At 65.8% G+C, this 15,499-nt stretch carries 17 protein-coding genes; 7 read left to right on the top strand and 10 right to left on the bottom strand.

All coding sequences use genetic code 11. From position 1 onward, the window contains the following. Window positions 1-134: 134 nt before the first annotated feature. A complete protein-coding gene (locus tag GFY24_RS39365; protein WP_153810221.1) occupies window positions 135-761 on the bottom strand; it encodes a TetR/AcrR family transcriptional regulator in 627 nt (208 codons plus the stop codon). A gap of 111 nt (window positions 762-872) precedes the next feature. On the opposite strand from GFY24_RS39365, the gene GFY24_RS39360 reads away from it, so the two are divergent. Beyond that, the gene (locus GFY24_RS39360) at window positions 873-3,092 is read left to right on the top strand and encodes an MMPL family transporter (protein WP_153810220.1); all 2,220 of its coding nucleotides are present in this window, start codon (window positions 873-875) and stop codon (window positions 3,090-3,092) included. Between the two features lie 42 nt (window positions 3,093-3,134). Further along, complete coding sequence (locus GFY24_RS39355) at window positions 3,135-3,608, top strand: DUF1772 domain-containing protein (protein WP_309231886.1); 474 nt, start codon at window positions 3,135-3,137, stop codon at window positions 3,606-3,608. 99 nt (window positions 3,609-3,707) lie between these two features. On the opposite strand, the gene GFY24_RS39350 is transcribed toward GFY24_RS39355, so the two are convergent. The 4 genes from GFY24_RS39350 to GFY24_RS39335 form a co-directional block, all read right to left on the bottom strand. Beyond that, complete coding sequence (locus GFY24_RS39350) at window positions 3,708-5,312, bottom strand: cytochrome bc complex cytochrome b subunit (protein ID WP_153810219.1); 1,605 nt, start codon at window positions 5,310-5,312, stop codon at window positions 3,708-3,710. Next, complete coding sequence (locus tag GFY24_RS39345; RefSeq protein WP_153810218.1) at window positions 5,309-6,463, bottom strand: ubiquinol-cytochrome c reductase iron-sulfur subunit; 1,155 nt, start codon at window positions 6,461-6,463, stop codon at window positions 5,309-5,311. The genes GFY24_RS39350 and GFY24_RS39345 overlap by 4 nt, the downstream gene beginning before the upstream one ends. Next, on the bottom strand, window positions 6,460-7,323 hold the full coding sequence (locus GFY24_RS39340; protein WP_153810217.1) for a cytochrome c: 864 nt from the start codon (window positions 7,321-7,323) through the stop codon (window positions 6,460-6,462). Before GFY24_RS39340 ends, GFY24_RS39345 begins: the two co-directional genes overlap by 4 nt. 84 nt (window positions 7,324-7,407) lie before the next feature. After that, the gene (locus GFY24_RS39335; RefSeq protein ID WP_309231885.1) at window positions 7,408-8,019 is read right to left on the bottom strand and encodes a heme-copper oxidase subunit III; all 612 of its coding nucleotides are present in this window, start codon (window positions 8,017-8,019) and stop codon (window positions 7,408-7,410) included. Window positions 8,020-8,198: 179 nt separating this feature from the next. On the opposite strand from GFY24_RS39335, the gene GFY24_RS39330 reads away from it, so the two are divergent. After that, the gene (locus GFY24_RS39330) at window positions 8,199-8,609 is read left to right on the top strand and encodes a hypothetical protein (RefSeq protein WP_153810216.1); all 411 of its coding nucleotides are present in this window, start codon (window positions 8,199-8,201) and stop codon (window positions 8,607-8,609) included. Between the two features lie 72 nt (window positions 8,610-8,681). Further along, a complete protein-coding gene (gene trpD, locus GFY24_RS39325; RefSeq protein WP_153810215.1) occupies window positions 8,682-9,737 on the top strand; it encodes an anthranilate phosphoribosyltransferase in 1,056 nt (351 codons plus the stop codon). Window positions 9,738-9,752: 15 nt separating this feature from the next. Here the strand turns inward: trpD and GFY24_RS39320 are convergent, their stop codons facing one another. Both GFY24_RS39320 and GFY24_RS39315 read right to left on the bottom strand, forming a co-directional pair. Then, a complete protein-coding gene (locus GFY24_RS39320; protein ID WP_153810214.1) occupies window positions 9,753-10,028 on the bottom strand; it encodes an Lrp/AsnC family transcriptional regulator in 276 nt (91 codons plus the stop codon). 43 nt (window positions 10,029-10,071) lie between these two features. Beyond that, on the bottom strand, window positions 10,072-10,527 hold the full coding sequence (locus GFY24_RS39315) for a MarR family winged helix-turn-helix transcriptional regulator (RefSeq protein ID WP_153810213.1): 456 nt from the start codon (window positions 10,525-10,527) through the stop codon (window positions 10,072-10,074). Between the two features lie 93 nt (window positions 10,528-10,620). On the opposite strand from GFY24_RS39315, the gene GFY24_RS39310 reads away from it, so the two are divergent. Both GFY24_RS39310 and GFY24_RS39305 read left to right on the top strand, forming a co-directional pair. Further along, a complete protein-coding gene (locus GFY24_RS39310) occupies window positions 10,621-11,466 on the top strand; it encodes an NAD(P)H-binding protein (RefSeq protein WP_153810212.1) in 846 nt (281 codons plus the stop codon). Window positions 11,467-11,610: 144 nt separating this feature from the next. Next, window positions 11,611-12,303, top strand: a complete 693-nt coding sequence (locus GFY24_RS39305) for a YdcF family protein (RefSeq protein ID WP_153810211.1) — start codon at window positions 11,611-11,613, stop codon at window positions 12,301-12,303. Between the two features lie 19 nt (window positions 12,304-12,322). On the opposite strand, the gene GFY24_RS39300 is transcribed toward GFY24_RS39305, so the two are convergent. Continuing rightward, a complete protein-coding gene (locus GFY24_RS39300) occupies window positions 12,323-12,967 on the bottom strand; it encodes a TetR/AcrR family transcriptional regulator (RefSeq protein WP_194853198.1) in 645 nt (214 codons plus the stop codon). A gap of 64 nt (window positions 12,968-13,031) precedes the next feature. Between GFY24_RS39300 and GFY24_RS39295 the strand changes: the two genes are divergently transcribed. Further along, window positions 13,032-13,496, top strand: coding sequence for a VOC family protein (locus GFY24_RS39295; protein ID WP_153810209.1), 465 nt, complete (start codon window positions 13,032-13,034; stop codon window positions 13,494-13,496). Between the two features lie 40 nt (window positions 13,497-13,536). On the opposite strand, the gene GFY24_RS39290 is transcribed toward GFY24_RS39295, so the two are convergent. Continuing rightward, the gene (locus GFY24_RS39290; RefSeq protein ID WP_153810208.1) at window positions 13,537-13,989 is read right to left on the bottom strand and encodes a MaoC family dehydratase; all 453 of its coding nucleotides are present in this window, start codon (window positions 13,987-13,989) and stop codon (window positions 13,537-13,539) included. Then, complete coding sequence (locus tag GFY24_RS39285) at window positions 13,986-15,470, bottom strand: long-chain fatty acid--CoA ligase (RefSeq protein WP_153810207.1); 1,485 nt, start codon at window positions 15,468-15,470, stop codon at window positions 13,986-13,988. Before GFY24_RS39285 ends, GFY24_RS39290 begins: the two co-directional genes overlap by 4 nt. Window positions 15,471-15,499: the final 29 nt, after the last annotated feature.

Here is a 15,499-nt window from a genome sequence, read left to right as displayed (position 1 = left end):
CGAACCTCGCCGCCCACGACCAAGCCGACCTGGACGCCATCGCCGACCGGCTCAACAACCGGCCCCGCAAATGCCTCGGCTACCGCACCCCCGCCGAGTGTGTTGCCTTGACCCACTGAATCTAAGGGTGCTGCTCACAGCAATTGCGCGTTGAACAGCGACTGTAATGACGCGAGCATGTAGTGCTCGCCCTGCTCTGCGCCGCCGGCTACCCGACCGCTCATGGTCAGTGAGACGAAGCCGTGTAGATATGCCCACATGGTGTGTACGGCGGCGGCGGGGTCGCGGAGGTGGCGACCCTGTTCTGCCGCAATGGATTCCAGGGCGTTGTGGAATACCGTGAAGCCTCGGATTACCTCCGGTGGCATTTCCGGGCCGGTGAAGGAGACGCCGGCCTGGCCGTTCATGGCCTGGTAGAGCTCGGGGGCGGCGAAGGCGAAGCGCCAGAACGCGGTGGCGAGGGCGGCCAGTCGGTGATCGGCGGGTTCGCTCATGGTCGCTTCGATGCGCTCGGTGAGGTCTCGGTAGCCGACGCACATCACCTCCGAGACGAGGGCGTCCTTTCCGGAGAAGTACTGGTAGATCACCGGGGACGTGTACTCGATGCGGTCGGCGATGCGCCGGATCGTCACGGCCTGCCAGCCCTGCTCGGCGGCGATGCCGCGGGCGGTGTCGAGCAGCAGGTTTCGCATTTGTTCGCGTTCGCGCTCACGCCGCCGACTGCTGGGGCTCGCGGTGGCGGCCTTGGCCTCTCGCTCCACTGATCCTCCTCGCTATTGACATCAGCTTACTGACAGCGGTTGACTGTCTATCACTGATAGATTCATGAATCTTGATAGATCAGCTGTGGCTGATCGGAGAACAGGCGCGCCATGTTCACTCGGTTAGGTCTCTTCATCGTTCGGCGAACCAGACTCGTACTGATCCTCGCGGCGGCTGTCACCCTCGCGGCCATGGCGTTGGCGGGCACCGCGTTCGCCAAGCTGGAGACCGGCGGCTTCACCCCCGACAACGCGGAATCCACCCAGGCACAACGGCTCATCGACCAGCACCTGGATGGCAATCCGAACCTGCTGCTATTGCTCGAAGCGCGATCCGGCAGCGTCGACGATCCCGCGGTGACGGCCGCGGCGGACCGGCTCACCACTGCGATCGGGCAGCGCGCTGAGCTGCGAAATATCATGTCCTACTGGACAACCGGGGCTCCGGCACTGAAGTCGCGGGACGGCCGCTACGGTTTGATCTCCGCTTTCGTCAGCGGCGATGAGACCGCCGCCGCCAAAACGGTCGCCGCGCTCGTGCGAGACGATCTCGGCACGGCCGGCGATGCGGTCACCGTGCGGGCCGCCGGATCGCTCGCGGTCGGCAATGACATCAACACGGCAGTCATGAAGGGCTTGGTCCTGGCCGAATCCATCGCGCTGCCACTGACTCTCATCCTGCTGCTCGCCATCTTCGGCAGCGTCATGGCGGCGGTGCTACCGCTACTGATCGCACTCCTGGCAATCGCGGGCACCTTCGCCGAATTGTCGCTGCTGGCCGAGGTGACACCGGTGAGTATCTTCGCCACCAATCTCATTACCGCACTGTCGCTCGGATTGGCCATCGACTACGCCCTTTTGACGGTCAGCCGCTTCCGCGAGGAACTGGCGCGCGGCACCGCCCCCTCGGACGCGGTAGTACAAACCGTCCGAACTGCCGGGCGCACAATCGTTTTCAGCGCGGTGACGGTCGCCGTCGCACTCTCGGGAGTCCTGGTCTTCGAATCGACCTTCCTGCGCTCACTCGCCCTGGCCGGTATCGGGGTCACCATCATTGCCGCCGCCTCGGCCACAATCCTGCTGCCCGCACTGCTGGCAGTACTCGGCCCGCGCATCGATTCCGGCCGAATTCCCTTCGTGCACAGCGCGAGTGCGCGGCCGTCCAGGACTTGGGGACGGCTGGCGGCCACGGTCATGCGCCGCCCCGTCGCCGCCGCCATCCCGGTACTGGCCCTGCTACTGCTCGCCGCCGCCCCGGTACTGCGCATCGAGTTCGCCTTGGTCGACGACCGCTCACTGCCCGCTGCCACGAACAGCCGTGTCGCGCTGGATATCCTGCGCACCCAGTTCGACGGGGACAGCACCGCGACCATCGCCGCGGTCACCACCGATCCGGTCTCACCCACCGCGATCAGCGACTATGCCCGTCGGTTGTCGACCCTGCCCGGGGTGAGCCGAGTCGACAGCGCCGCAGGGCTTTTCATCGCGGGCACTGCCGCCGGACCGCCGCGGTCGCAGCTCGCCAAGCCCGCCGCACAGGAACTCGTCATCGCCCCATACGCCGATATCCACCCCGAATCCGCGACCGCGCAGACCCTGGTTCGCGCCATCCGCACCACCCCCACTCCGGAGGGCGCACACTTCCTGGTCGGCGGCACCACCGCCACCCTGGTCGACACCGAACACGCCATCAGCACCCGCCTGCCCTGGGCACTACTGATACTCATCGTGACGACCTTCGTAGTGTTTTTCCTGTTCACCGGCAGCGCGATTCAGCCCCTCCGCGCCCTACTCCTCAATGCACTCGGCCTCTCCGCCACCTTCGGCGTAATGATCCTGATCTTCCAACAGGGCCACGGCAGCGCCCTACTCGGATTCACACCCCGCCCCCTGGACCTGTCGATGCCGGTGTTGTTGCTGTGCATAGCATTCGGCTTATCGATGGACTACGAGGTCTTCCTGATCAGCCGGATCAAGGAACTGCATGATGCCGGGGCAAGCACCCGCGACGCCGTGATCGAGGGCCTCGGCCGAACCGGCCGCATCATCTCCGCAGCGGCAGTCCTGATCGCGGTCAGCTTCTTCGCCTTCGCACTCAGCCCGGTGGGTTTCGCGAAGTTCTTCGGAATCGCCGCCGGGCTGGCGGTCGTCCTGGACGCGACGGTCATGCGCGGCATCCTCGTCCCGGTCACATTCCAGTTGCTCGGCGAGCGGGCGTGGTACGCCCCGCGAGCACTGCGGCGGCTGCATCAGCGCATCGGCATATCCGAGCACGCGGCGGACACACCGCCACTCCCCCGAGTTCCACTGCACGACAGCCCTTCTCGATGACCAACCAGCCGCGCTGACCAAACCGGCAAGATCGGAGAACCCGTGCGAAGCACAATCGAAGGACTATTGACGATTGCCGTACTCGGCAGCGCCGTCGTCTACGGCACGGACGTATTCTGCGCCATGGTGCTGCGTCCGGCCTTGGCGTCGGTGGACGACGAAACCCTGGTCAAGACAATGGGAAACGTGCATCGCATCGCCGACCGGCGCATGCCGATCCCGGGCGCGGCAGGCTGGATCGCCACCGGACTCGCCGCCGCAACCGCGCTGCTCGACGGCCAGCGGCCGGTATTCCTCCTGGCCACACTGGCTTTCGTATTCCTGGCCGCCTGGATGGCGATCTACCTCACCATCAGCGCACCGATCAACAAACAACTCTCCACCGCGCCGAACCACCCGACCGGAGTAACCGCTCGCGAACTCCAAACCCGCTGGGACAGCGTCATCTACGCCCGCGCCACACTACAGACCCACGCCCTACTGAGCCTCTGCCTAGCTCTCCTGACAGCGCACTGACCACGCCACGAACAACGCGTGGGCACACAAGCCGGGGCGGGGACAGGGAAGGCCCCGAGTCGAATTCGACTCGGGGCCTTCCCTTTACAGCTACAAGGCTCAGTGGCCGTGTGAGCCGCTGTCCGCGGTGTCCTGGTGGGATTCCAGGGCGGTCAGCATGTCGTGCTCTTCCTTGTGCGCGTTCGCGACATTGTCCAGCTGCTGCTGGGCGGGGTCGGCGAACAGGAAGGAGCCGGTGCCGGGCTTGCCGGCGGAGCCGAGCTTGGACATCTTCTTGGGCACGGGTGCGCCCTGGTACTCCAGCGGGATGGGGTGGCCGTGCGAATCGACCGGTCCCAGCGGCTGGTGGACCTCGATGTACTCACCGTGCGGCAGGCGCTTGATGACGCCGGTCTCGATACCGTGCTCGAGCACCGCCCGGTCGCTGCGCTGCAGGCCGAGGCAGAGCCGGTACGCCAGGAAGTAGGCCATCGGCGGTGCGACGAGCAGGGCGATACGGAAGATCCACGTCGTCGCGTTCAGCGAGATGTCGAACTTCAGCGAGATGATGTCGTTGACACACGCCAGGGTCAGCACCAGGTAGAACGCGATGGCCATGGCACCGATGGCGGTGCGGACCGGCACGTCGCGCGGACGCTGGAGCAGGTTGTGGCGGACGGTGTCGCCGGTGAGGCGCTTCTCGATCCAGGGGTAGATCACCAGGACGGTGAAGACCAGACCCATGATGAGCGCGACCCAGAACGCGGCCGGAACCGTATGACCCCAGAAGTAGAGCTCCCACGGCGGCATCAGACGCGCCATACCGTCGGTCCACATCATGTAGAAGTCCGGCTGCGAACCCGCGGAGACCTGAGACGGGTTGTAGGGACCCAGGTTCCAGATCGGGTTGATCTGCAGCACGCCACCCATGATCGCGACGATGCCCAGGGTGAAGGCGAAGAACGCGCCCTGGTCGGCGGCGAACACCGGCACGATGCGCGCGCCGACGACATTGGTTTCCTTGCGGCCCGGTCCGGGGAACTGGGTGTGCTTCTGGTACCAGACCAGCGCGACGTGCGCGGCGATCAGGGCCAGCAGGATGCCGGGGATGAGCAGCACGTGCGCGATGTACAGGCGCGGAATGATGATCGTGCCCGGGAAGTCGCCCGCGAAGATCAGCCAGTGCAGCCAGGTGCCGATGACCGGAACACCGATGGTGATGCCCGAGAACGCCGCGCGCAGACCGGTACCCGAGAGCAGGTCGTCGGGGAGCGAGTAGCCGAAGAAGCCCTCGAACATGGCCAGGATGAGCAGCAGCGAGCCGATCACCCAGTTGGCCTCACGCGGCTTGCGGAACGCGCCGGTGAAGAAGATGCGGAACAGGTGGATGATGATCGACGCCGCGAAAAGCAGGGCCGCCCAATGGTGCACCTGGCGCACGAACAGACCGCCGCGCACCTCGAAGGAGATGTTCAGCGCGGTCTCGTAGGCCCGCGACATGGTGACACCGCGCAACGGCTGGTATGCGCCGTTGTAGACGGTCTCGCTCATGGACGGGTCGAAGTACAGCGTCAGGTAGATACCCGACAGCAGCAGGATGATGAACGCGTACAGCGCGATCTCACCGAGCAGGAACGACCAGTGGGTCGGGAAGACCTTGTTGATCGACCGCTTCACGAATGCGGCAGCGTGGTACCGCTCGTCGAGTTCGTTGGCCTGGCTCATGAACGACGCTCCCAGTAGGCCGGGCCGAGGGGCTCGAGGAAGTCGTGTACGGCGACCAGGTAGCCCTCGGCATTGACGGTGATCGGCAGCTGCGGCAGCGCGCGAGCGGCGGGACCGAAGACCGGCTTACCCCATTCGGTCGCGGAGAACTGCGACTGATGGCAGGGGCAGAGAATCCGGTTGGTCTGCTGCTCGAAAAGCGAAGTGGGGCAGCCGAGATGGGTGCAGATCTTCGAGTAGGCGAAGTAATCGCCGTAGTTGAAGCTCTCCTGGCCCTTGCGCTTGATGGCGCCTTCGGCGTCCTTGGTGCGCAGGCGAATCAGCATGACGGCGTTGCGAATTCCGCGCAGAGACTGGAGGGTCTCGTGCTCGTCACCGCGCCATTCTTCCTTCCAGGGGAAGACGGTTTCCATCGCGCCCGCGTCCAGATCCTCCGGGCGCACCAGGACGATGTCCTCGGGGCGGCCGGTGTCGCGGCGCAGGAAGATGGTCTGACCCGCGTAATCGGGGGTCCAGCCCGAGACCCACAGCGGCGACTTGTCGCCCTTGGCCCACGGGTTCTTGATCATGCCGCCGGCGAAGACCAGCAACGCGCCGATGCCGAGCAGGCCCGCACCCGCACCCGCGGTGCGGGTGATGAGCTTGCGGCGGCCGAGCGTGGAGGTGTCCACGGCGTCCTGCAGCTGCGCGGCCAGGGTGCGGCGGTTGACCTCGGAGGACTTGCCGTCGTGGCGGTCCTGGATGGAGATCTCGACCGGGATGAACTTCTTGCGGATGAGCACCACGGCAATGCCGACGGCGAGCACCGCGATACCCAGGGTGAGGCCGTACAGCGGGGTGGTCAGCGTGTAAGCGCCGTTGCCCTCCTCGCCGCGACCCTTGTACTCCCAGGGCCAGAAGAGGAACACGCCGATGAGCGCGGCACCGAACAGGCCGGCGATGGCGAACCACAGCGCCACCTGACGCTCGGCGCGCTTCTCGGCGCGGGTGCCGGGGACCGGCCAACGCGGCGCGCGGTACGCGACATCGACACCGTCGAGCTTGGTGCCGAGTTCGACGAGCTCATCGCGCGACATGGCGTCGAGCTGCTCATCGGTGAAGTCGTGCTCGCTGGGGTTGTCCCCCATGCTCTTTCGCTCCTGTTCACTCATGACCGGGATCCGATCCACATAGCCGATCCGACCAGAGCCACGATCCCGACGATCCAGATCGCCAGACCCTCGGTCGCGGGACCGAAGCCGCCGAGGCCGTAACCGCCCTCGGACTTGGTCTCCATCCGGTCCTTGATGTACGCGACGATGTCCTTCTTCTCCTCCGGCGTCAGCTGCCGGTCGGAGAACTTGGGCATGTTCTGCGGGCCGGTGAGCATGGCCAGGTAGATCTGCTGCTCGCTCGCCTCTTCGAGGGGCGGGGCGAACTTACCGGAGGACAGCGCGCCACCCTTACCGGTGAAGTTGTGGCAGGAGGCGCAGTTCATACGGAAGAGTTCGCCACCGCGGCCGAGATCGGCTCCGGTGATGATGGACTCCTGCGCGATCTCACCGTTGCTGTCGCGCAGGGTGGTCGGACCGCCGCCATTGGCCTGGATGTAAGCGCCGAGCGCGTCGGTCTGGTGCGCGTCGAACTTCGGGGGCTTACGGACGATCTGCGCCTCATTGCGGGCGGCGGGCATACGACCGGACGAAACCTGGAAGTACACCGCGGCCTCGCCGACGCCGATCAGGCTCGGGCCGCGATCCTGGACACCCTGCAGATTGGCACCATGGCAGGTGACGCAGGAGGTGTCGTAGATCTGCTTGCCCTCGCGGATCAGCGCGGACTGGTCCTCGTGCGCGGTGGCGACCTGCGCCTGCGGGGTCAGGGCCGATGCCGCGAAGCCGGCTCCGACGAGGCCCATCAGAAGAACCAGACCGCCGGCGAGCTTGCGGCGCATACGCCGCTGCTTGCGGGTCTTGGTGGCCTCGCCGATCCCCTCGCTGGGATCTGGCGCTGACGGGGGAGATGAACTCATCTGTGTCCCTTTGGAGTAGACGGAACCGACTTGTACAGAAGCTTCTTGCCTACGGCGGGCTGTGCCGTGGATCTGTTTTCCGGGTTAGCGGATGAAGTAGATCGTGGCGAAAAGCCCGATCCAAACGATGTCGACGAAGTGCCAGTAGTACGAGACGACGATGGCCGCAGTGGCCTGTGCCGGGGTGAACTTGCTGAGCGAGGTACGGACCAGCAGGAACACGAACGCGATCAGACCGCCGATGACGTGCAGGCCGTGGAAGCCGGTCGTGATGTAGAAGACCGAGCCGTACACGGTGCTGGAGATCGTGGTGCCTTCTTTAACCAGGTTGGTGTACTCGTAGCCCTGACCGGCGACGAACATCGCGCCCATGATCAGGGTGACGGTGTACCAGCGACGCAGGCCGAAGACATCGCCGCGCTCGGCGGCGAAGACGCCCATCTGGCAGGTGAAGGACGAGGCCACCAGCACAGCGGTCACCGGCACGGCGAGCTTGAGGTTCAGCTCGGTCGGCTCCATCGGCCAGTGGCCGTGGGCCTGCGCGCGGGCGACAAAGTACATGGCGAACAGGCCGGCGAAGAACATCAACTCGCTCGACAGCCAGATGATGGTACCGACGCTGACCATGTTGGGCCGGTTCAGCGAATGCACTCGCTGGGTAATGGCCGATCCTGGGGTCCCTACTGCGGTCGTCACGCCGGTAAGTATGACTTGTCGTAGTACGACAGACATAGCGGGGTAGGAAACTTCGTCATACGTGTCGGAAACCGCAGGGCGAGCAAGCCTCTCGTGGGGCGCTCGGCGTGTCACGGACCAGCCTAGATTGACCAGGTAAGAGAAACCTGAGCCATGATTCGAGGGAGTTGGGGACGGCGATGGAGTGGGTGCGCAAGCTGCTGCGGCGCGGCGGGACAACGGAACTGGATCCCGGGCGTGGCGATCTGATCGTGGTCGTATCGAGTTTCGACGACGCCGAGGCGTGTTCGGCGGCGTTGGCCCGAGCCGAGCACTGGACCCCCGATCAACCGGCGGTGCTGCGGCATCACCTGCGGGTTCCCGCGGACCAGATCCGGTCTGTCGCAGTCATAGCCGCGCAGGAGGGATATGAACTATCCAACTCCCCCGGCGAGGAGAACATGATCTTGCGGCGGGTGCAGATTCTGGACGCTCTGCACTGCTCGCAGGAGCGCTCGCGTATGGCCGGCCTGGCCCAGCGCCACGACGGCGACGCTCTCGGCTGGGATGCCCTGCAACCTGCGATGGGACAACCAAAGGAAAAGAAATAGCCCCCGCGCACTAGGCTTTCCCCGACCACACTGGTGTACGGACACTTCACCGGCGACCGAATGGAAGAGTCAATGAGCGCGCGCAGCTGGCGAGAAATTCTCGGCATCCTCACCGACGGCAACGATCTGTCCGCGGATGAGGCCGCGTGGGCCATGAACGAGATCTTCACCGACAGTGCCACCTCGGCGCAGATCGCGGCCTTCGGCGTGGCGCTGAAGATGAAGGGCCCCACCCCCGATGAGCTGGGCGGATTGGCCACCGGCATGCTCTCGCACGCGCGGCGGGTGCCCTATACCGGCACGGCGGTCGACATCGTCGGCACCGGCGGTGACCGGTCCGGCACGGTGAATATCTCCACCATGTCCTCAATCGTGGTGGCGGCCACCGGAATTCCGGTTGTGAAGCATGGCAATCGCGCGGCGTCGTCCAAGAGCGGTGGCGCGGATGTGCTGGAGGCGCTCGGGGTGAAGATCGCCCTCGGGCCGGAATCGGTGGCGGCGTCGGTGCGTGAGGTCGGTATCGGCTTCTGTTTCGCGCCGGTCTTCCATCCCTCGCTGCGGTTCGCGAGCAAGGCGCGCGGTGAGATCGGCATCCCGACGGTCTTCAATATTCTGGGCCCGCTCACCAATCCGGCGCAGCCGACCGCCGGTCTGATCGGCTGCGCCTTCACCGACCTGCTGCCGATCATCGCGGGCGTTTTCGCGGAGCGCGGTTCGACGGCGCTGATCGTGCGCGGCAATGACGGCCTGGACGAGATCACCACCGCCGACACCACCGATGTCTGGGTGGTCGCGGGCGGGCGCAGCGTCGAAACCACCATCGACCCAACGAAACTCGGCATCGAGCGGGTCGATCCATCGGCGCTCAAGGGTGGCGACGCGGCCATGAACGCGGTGATCGCTCGCAATATGCTGGCGGGCGAACTCGGCCCGGTGCGCGACGCCGTGCTGCTGAATTCGGCGGCGGCGGTGGTCGCCTTCGAAATGACCCCCGAGTCCGCCGCGGGCGATCTGCACTCGCAGCTGGCAGTGGCCCTGGAGAAGGTCACCGCCGCCATCGACACCGGTGCGGCCTCGGATCTGCTGGACCGCTGGGTCACCGTCACCAACGAGCTCGGCGCCGACTAGTACGAATGTGGGCGGCTACTCGCCGATGGAGAAGCCCGCCTCGACATCCGCGCGCGAGTAGGACTTGAAGGCGATGTGGGTGGCGGTGCGCACCACGCCGGGGGTCTTGTTGATGTGCCCGGTCACCACGTCGGCGATGCGCTCGTATTCGCGCACTCGCACGACGGCGATCAGATCCACATCACCCGCGCAGGAGTACACCTCGGCGACGCCGTCGATATCCGCCAATTCCTGCGCGGTCTCGGGAATCCGGTCGGACTCGGCGTGGATCAGCACGATCGCGGTAATCATGGGCCCAACTCTAGGTGATCGCGGCTGGGCGTTGCCGGTTGTGTCAGTCGGGCAGCGTGCCGGGGTCCTCGATGGGTCCGCCGAGGAGCTCGAGGGCGCTGGTGTGGATTTTGGCCAGGGCGGTCATGAGGTGTGCGCGTTCGCTGTCGGTCAGGGCGGCGGTCACCTTGTCCTCCAGGGTTTTTCGATCGGCCTCGACGGGTTCTTGTAGCGCGCGGCCCTTATCGGTGAGCCAGAGCCGCACCAAGCGGTTGTCCCGGTCGTCGCGCCGCCGCACCAGGAGCCCTGCGGTGGTCATGCGTGTCGCCATTTTGACGATGGTCGGCGTGGTGACGTTCAGGGCCGCCGCCATCTCCCCCGGTGTCCGCCCGTCCTGATCCCAGAGCACCGCGAGCACATGGTTCTGGCCCAGGTGCAGGCCGAGTCGTCGCATATCGCGATCGGCCAAGGCGCGCAAGGCTTTCGATGTGTTGCCGTGCAGGTCCAGGAATGCGGACATCGACCCCTCCGGGTGTGCGGATTCGACCATTGACCCCAGATCATTAGCCGTCTAACGTTATTCGATAGACGGCTAACGACTTGGAGCTTTCCCATGATACTTCTGACCGGAGCAACCGGAAACATAGGCAGTGAGCTGACCCGCCAATTGGCCACGGCCGCAGTGCCTTATCGAGCGCTCGTGCGCGATCCCTCGCGGGTGGCCGATCTCCCCGGAGCCGAACTCCACAAGGGCGATCTCGACGATCCGGCGACCTTGACCGCGGCCTTCGACGGCATTACCGCCCTGTTCCTGCTCGTCCCCGGCACCGGCATGGACCACACCCGCCATGCCGTGGCAGCCGCCCGCGCGGCCGGAGTCGAGCGGATCGTGCTGATCTCCTCGTTCTGGGCGATCGGCGATCCGATCCCGGCAATGGGCCGCTGGCATCACAAACGCGAACAACTCGTCCTGAACAGTGGCCTCGCCGCGACAATCCTGCGCCCGGGCGGTCTGATGACCAACGCGCTCGAATGGGCTCCTGCCATTCGCGCGGGCGAGCCCATTCTGGACCCCACCGGGCCGGGTCGGTTCGCACCGATCGACCCCGCCGATATCGCCGCCGTCGCACTCCTGGCGCTCACCGAAGACGGCCACAAGGGCGCGGCCTACAACCTGACCGGGGCCGAATCCCTCACCTGCGCAGAGCAGGTCGGCATACTCGCCCGAGTCCTGGACCGCCCCTTGCCGATTCGCTCGACCGCGACCGCCGAGGAGGCCGTGCGCGCCCGCTTCCCCCGGGGCGCACACCCGCAACTGGCGGAGGCGATTCGCGAATCCTTCGCCCAGATGCGTTCGGACACGGTCGGACTCCGCACGGACACCGTTGCCGAGCTACTCGGCCGAGCTCCACGCACCTTCGAGGACTGGTGCCGAGCCCATCGAGATGCCTTCCGCTGAAGCCGAGCGTCCCAACCAGTGAACAAGTTCCAGAAATTGGGGTCTTGTTTCGCGATTCGCCGCACCCGGGCGCAGATTCCGGGTGATCATGGATCGAAATGTGAACCGACTAGTAGTCACTAGTGGCTATCCAGGGGGTTTCCGATGCTCGATCTGCTACCGGCCGTTCCGGTTCTGCGCCACTTCTCCCGAAATACCGCCCGTCTCGCCGTGCGCACCCTGCTCGCGGGTGCCACGGTCGCGGCGATCGCCGCCGCCGCGATACCGGCGCACGCCGAGGGCGTGGTCGCGCCCGCGCGCCCCATCGCGGGCATTACCGAAGATGTTGTCTCCGCGCTCAATTCGGTGACCAGCCTGGTGCCGGGCCTGGACCTGCCCGGTCTCGACCTGCCCGCCATGTTCAGCCCCAGCACCGCCATCGTGGTGCTCGGTTACGGCCTGCAACCGGACGGTGAGATGCGCCCGGAGCTCATCAACCGCCTGTTCGCCGGTTACGTCTCGGCCCTGCTCTCCCCCGAGGCTCCGATCATCGTCACCGGCGGTAATCCGCAAGGGGGCCACACCGAGGCACAGGCCATGGCGGACTGGATGATTCAGCGCGGCATCCACCCCGACCGCATCCATACCGAGACCAAGGCGAATTCGACGGTTCAGAACGCGGCGTTCTCGGCTCAGCTCATGGAGGCTATCGGCGCGCACGCCGCCATTCTGATCACCTCGGCGGACCATATCGCCCGGGCGCTGAGCAACTTCCGCGCGGCCGGTATCGCCGTGGTGGCGACCATGACGCCCGATGAATCCCCGCTCTCCGCACAGCCTTTCGGCCCGATCCGGTAGGCCCGCTCGGATCGGCCGGTCACTCGCGCAGTAGTTGCGCGGTGACCGCGCCGGTGAGCCACTCCCGGTATCTGGTTGCGGCCCAGCCTCTTTGCCGCCGCAATAGCCGGAAGACATGCGGTGACCCGAGCGCGAAGGCGATATCGGCGGCCGACTCCGCGTCGAGTTCCGGGCGCAGCGCATCGACGCGAAAGAGGTTGCGGGTCAACCCGAGCCAGAACTGGTAGGTGTGCTCAGCTCCGGCCTCGGAGCCCGCCTTCATACCCGCGTCCGCCGCCCCGGCCTCGATGCCGACCATGATGAGATCGCCCGCGCGCTCGAACAATCCGGCGGTGTACTCCACGACTCGCGTGACCGCGGTGAGTGGATCGACCTCGTCGAACGCGGCCAGCACCTCGGGTCGATCCAGCACCGCGACGGGTTCCTCATCGCCGACGGTGGCCACCCCGATGGTGTGCCGGAACAGTTCGAGCTTGTTCGGAAACGTGTCGTAGAGCGTGCGCTCCCCCACCCCCGCGCGCCGCGCGACCTCCCGCATGGTGGTCGCCGCGTACCCGGATTCGATGAACAGTTCACCGGCCGCCGCTCGAATGGCGGCGCGGGTCGCCTCCGCGGTCTGGGCGCGTTTGTCCGCGCGATAGGTCCTCTTGACCGGCTGGCTCATGAGGAGCATCCTATCAATATCTACCGCAGTACCACTGCGGTGAAATTCGAGAAGGTGATTCCCGATGCCCGAACTGGCAGGCATTCATCACATCAAGATCCCGGTGACCGATCTGGTGCGCTCGGTGCGCTGGTATCGGGATGTCCTCGGCTTCCGCCCGACCATGCAGTTCAACGACAGCGACGGCATGGTCCGCGGCGTCGCGGGCGAACTACCCGGCATCAGCCCGTCGATGCTGTGCCTGCGCGAGAATCCGGCGGCCGCACAGGGGTGCAAAGGGTTCGATCCGGTCAGTCTGGGCGCGCAAGGGCCGGCCGATCTGGAGCAGTGGGCGGCGTATCTGGATCAGCACGGCGTCGCGCACTCCCCCGTGATCGACGCCTCCATCGGCTGGCTACTGGTGTTCAACGATCCGGACGGCCTCGACCTGCACATCTATACCTGGGACGAGCACAGCGCCGACACCGCCGATCGCCCCGGCTACGGAACACCTATCGCCGATCCGAATTCCTGGCTGCCCGAACGCTGAATCGGCTTGGGAGCGAGGGGTTCTCACGCCGATTCTCCGTTCAGGACAGGTAGCGGGCGATGCTCTCCGCGACGCAGGCCGGTTTTGCCTCGCCCTCGATTTCGACGGTGACCGTGCGCTCGGCCTGTACGCCGCCGGGGATATCGGTCACCGAGTTCAGGGTGAAGCGCCCGCGGATGCGGCTGCCCACCGGGACCGGGCTGATGAAGCGAACCTTGTTGAGCCCGTAGTTGATTGCCATGCGCGCGCAGCTGAACTCCATCACCTGCGCGGTCATGGGGACCACCAGGGACAGGGTCAGGAAGCCGTGGGCGATGGTGCGGCCGTACGGACCGTCCGCCGCCCGCACCGGATCGACGTGGATCCACTGATGGTCGCCGGTGGCTTCGGCGAATCGGTCGATGCGCTGCTGATCGACGAGAAACCAATCACTGACACCGATTTCGGTGCCCGTCGCCGCGCGCAGCTGGTCGAAGGTGGCGAAGTCGATCATGCGAAACGCTCCTTCAGTTCTCGCTTCAGGATCTTGTGGGTGGGGCCGAGCGGCATTTCGGTGAGGAATTCGACGCGGCGCGGATACTTGTAGCGCGCGACATGCTCACGGGCGTAATCGATTACCTCATCGGTGGTGACGGGCTCGGACGGCACAACTACGGCCATGATCTCCTCGCCATAGTTGTCGTCCGGTACGCCGATCACCGCGACCTGGGCGATCTTGGGATGCCGCATGAGCGCCGCCTCGACCTCGGTCGGGTACACATTGAACCCGCCGCGGATGATCATCTCCTTGATGCGGTCGACAATGCGCAGATAGCCCTGTTCATCCTTGGTACCGAGGTCGCCGGTGCGGAACCAGCCGTCCACCATGACTTCCGCGGTGGCCTCGGGTCGCCCGGTGTACCCGCTGAACACATTGTGACCGCGCACCACGACCTCGCCGATACTTCCGGCTGGCAGCAGTTCGATGCGGTCGCGCACCTCGGGATCGGCGATCTCGGCGTCCACGCCCCACACCGCGTGCCCGACCGTCCCGGCGAGCGGGCCGAGCTGCGGCTGATTGACCGTGGCGGTGGGTGAGGTCTCCGAAAGTCCGTACCCCTCCAGCACATACGCGCCATAGACCCGCTCGAACTCCTCCAGCACCGAGGGCGGCATGGCCGCGCCGCCGCTGATACAGAGCTCGAGCGTGGGCAGCTGCGCGGCTTCCTTCGCGGCGTCGAGCAAACCGACGTACATGGTCGGCACGCCATGGAAGGTATTGATGCCCTCGGCGTTCATGAGCCGAATCGCCTCTGCCGCATCGAATCTGGGCAGCAGTACCAGGGTCGCGCCGACCCGCCAGTGCGAGTTCATCGATACCGTCTGCCCGAAGACGTGGAACAGCGGCAGTGCGCCGAGCGCGATGTCATCGCGGTGAACTTCATTGGCGTCGAAGGCATTCACCGTCGCGCACATGACCATATTGAGGTGACTGAGCTCCGCGCCCTTGGGTGTGCCCGTGGTGCCGCTGGTGTAGAACACCACCGCGGTATCGAGCGGACTGCGCGAGAGGAACGTCGGAATTGCCTCACCGACAAGCTCTTTCGGGCTCAGGCAGCGAATCCCCGCACGCTCCGCAGCCGCCTTGCCGACGGGGGCGACCATATCGTGGCAGATGAGCAGCGTCGCACCGCTGTCGCGCAGCACATACTCGGCCTCCGGGGCGGTGAGCAGCAGATGCACCGGCACCACGGTCGCGCCGGCCGCGAGAATCGCGAAGTACGCGCGCGGAAAATCAGCGGTATTCGGCCCCATGAGCGCGACTCGATCCCCGGGCCGCACACCGAGTTCGATGAGCGCCCCGGCCTGTTCGCGTGCCTGCTGCCACAGCTCGGCGAACGTAATCCGTTGCGCCCCTTCGATGAGGGCGAGGTGGTCGGGCCGCCGTCGCGCCGGTTCGGCGAGAATGCTGGCGAGGGAGAGAGTCGCGTTCATTGAGACCTCATGTGATTCGTAGCGTGCGG

This window comes from Nocardia sp. SYP-A9097 (assembly GCF_009649815.1).
In the GTDB taxonomy this organism is placed as follows: domain Bacteria; phylum Actinomycetota; class Actinomycetes; order Mycobacteriales; family Mycobacteriaceae; genus Nocardia.
The sequence above is the reverse complement of the archived record's forward strand: the minus strand, read 5'-3'. Positions and strand labels throughout refer to the sequence as shown.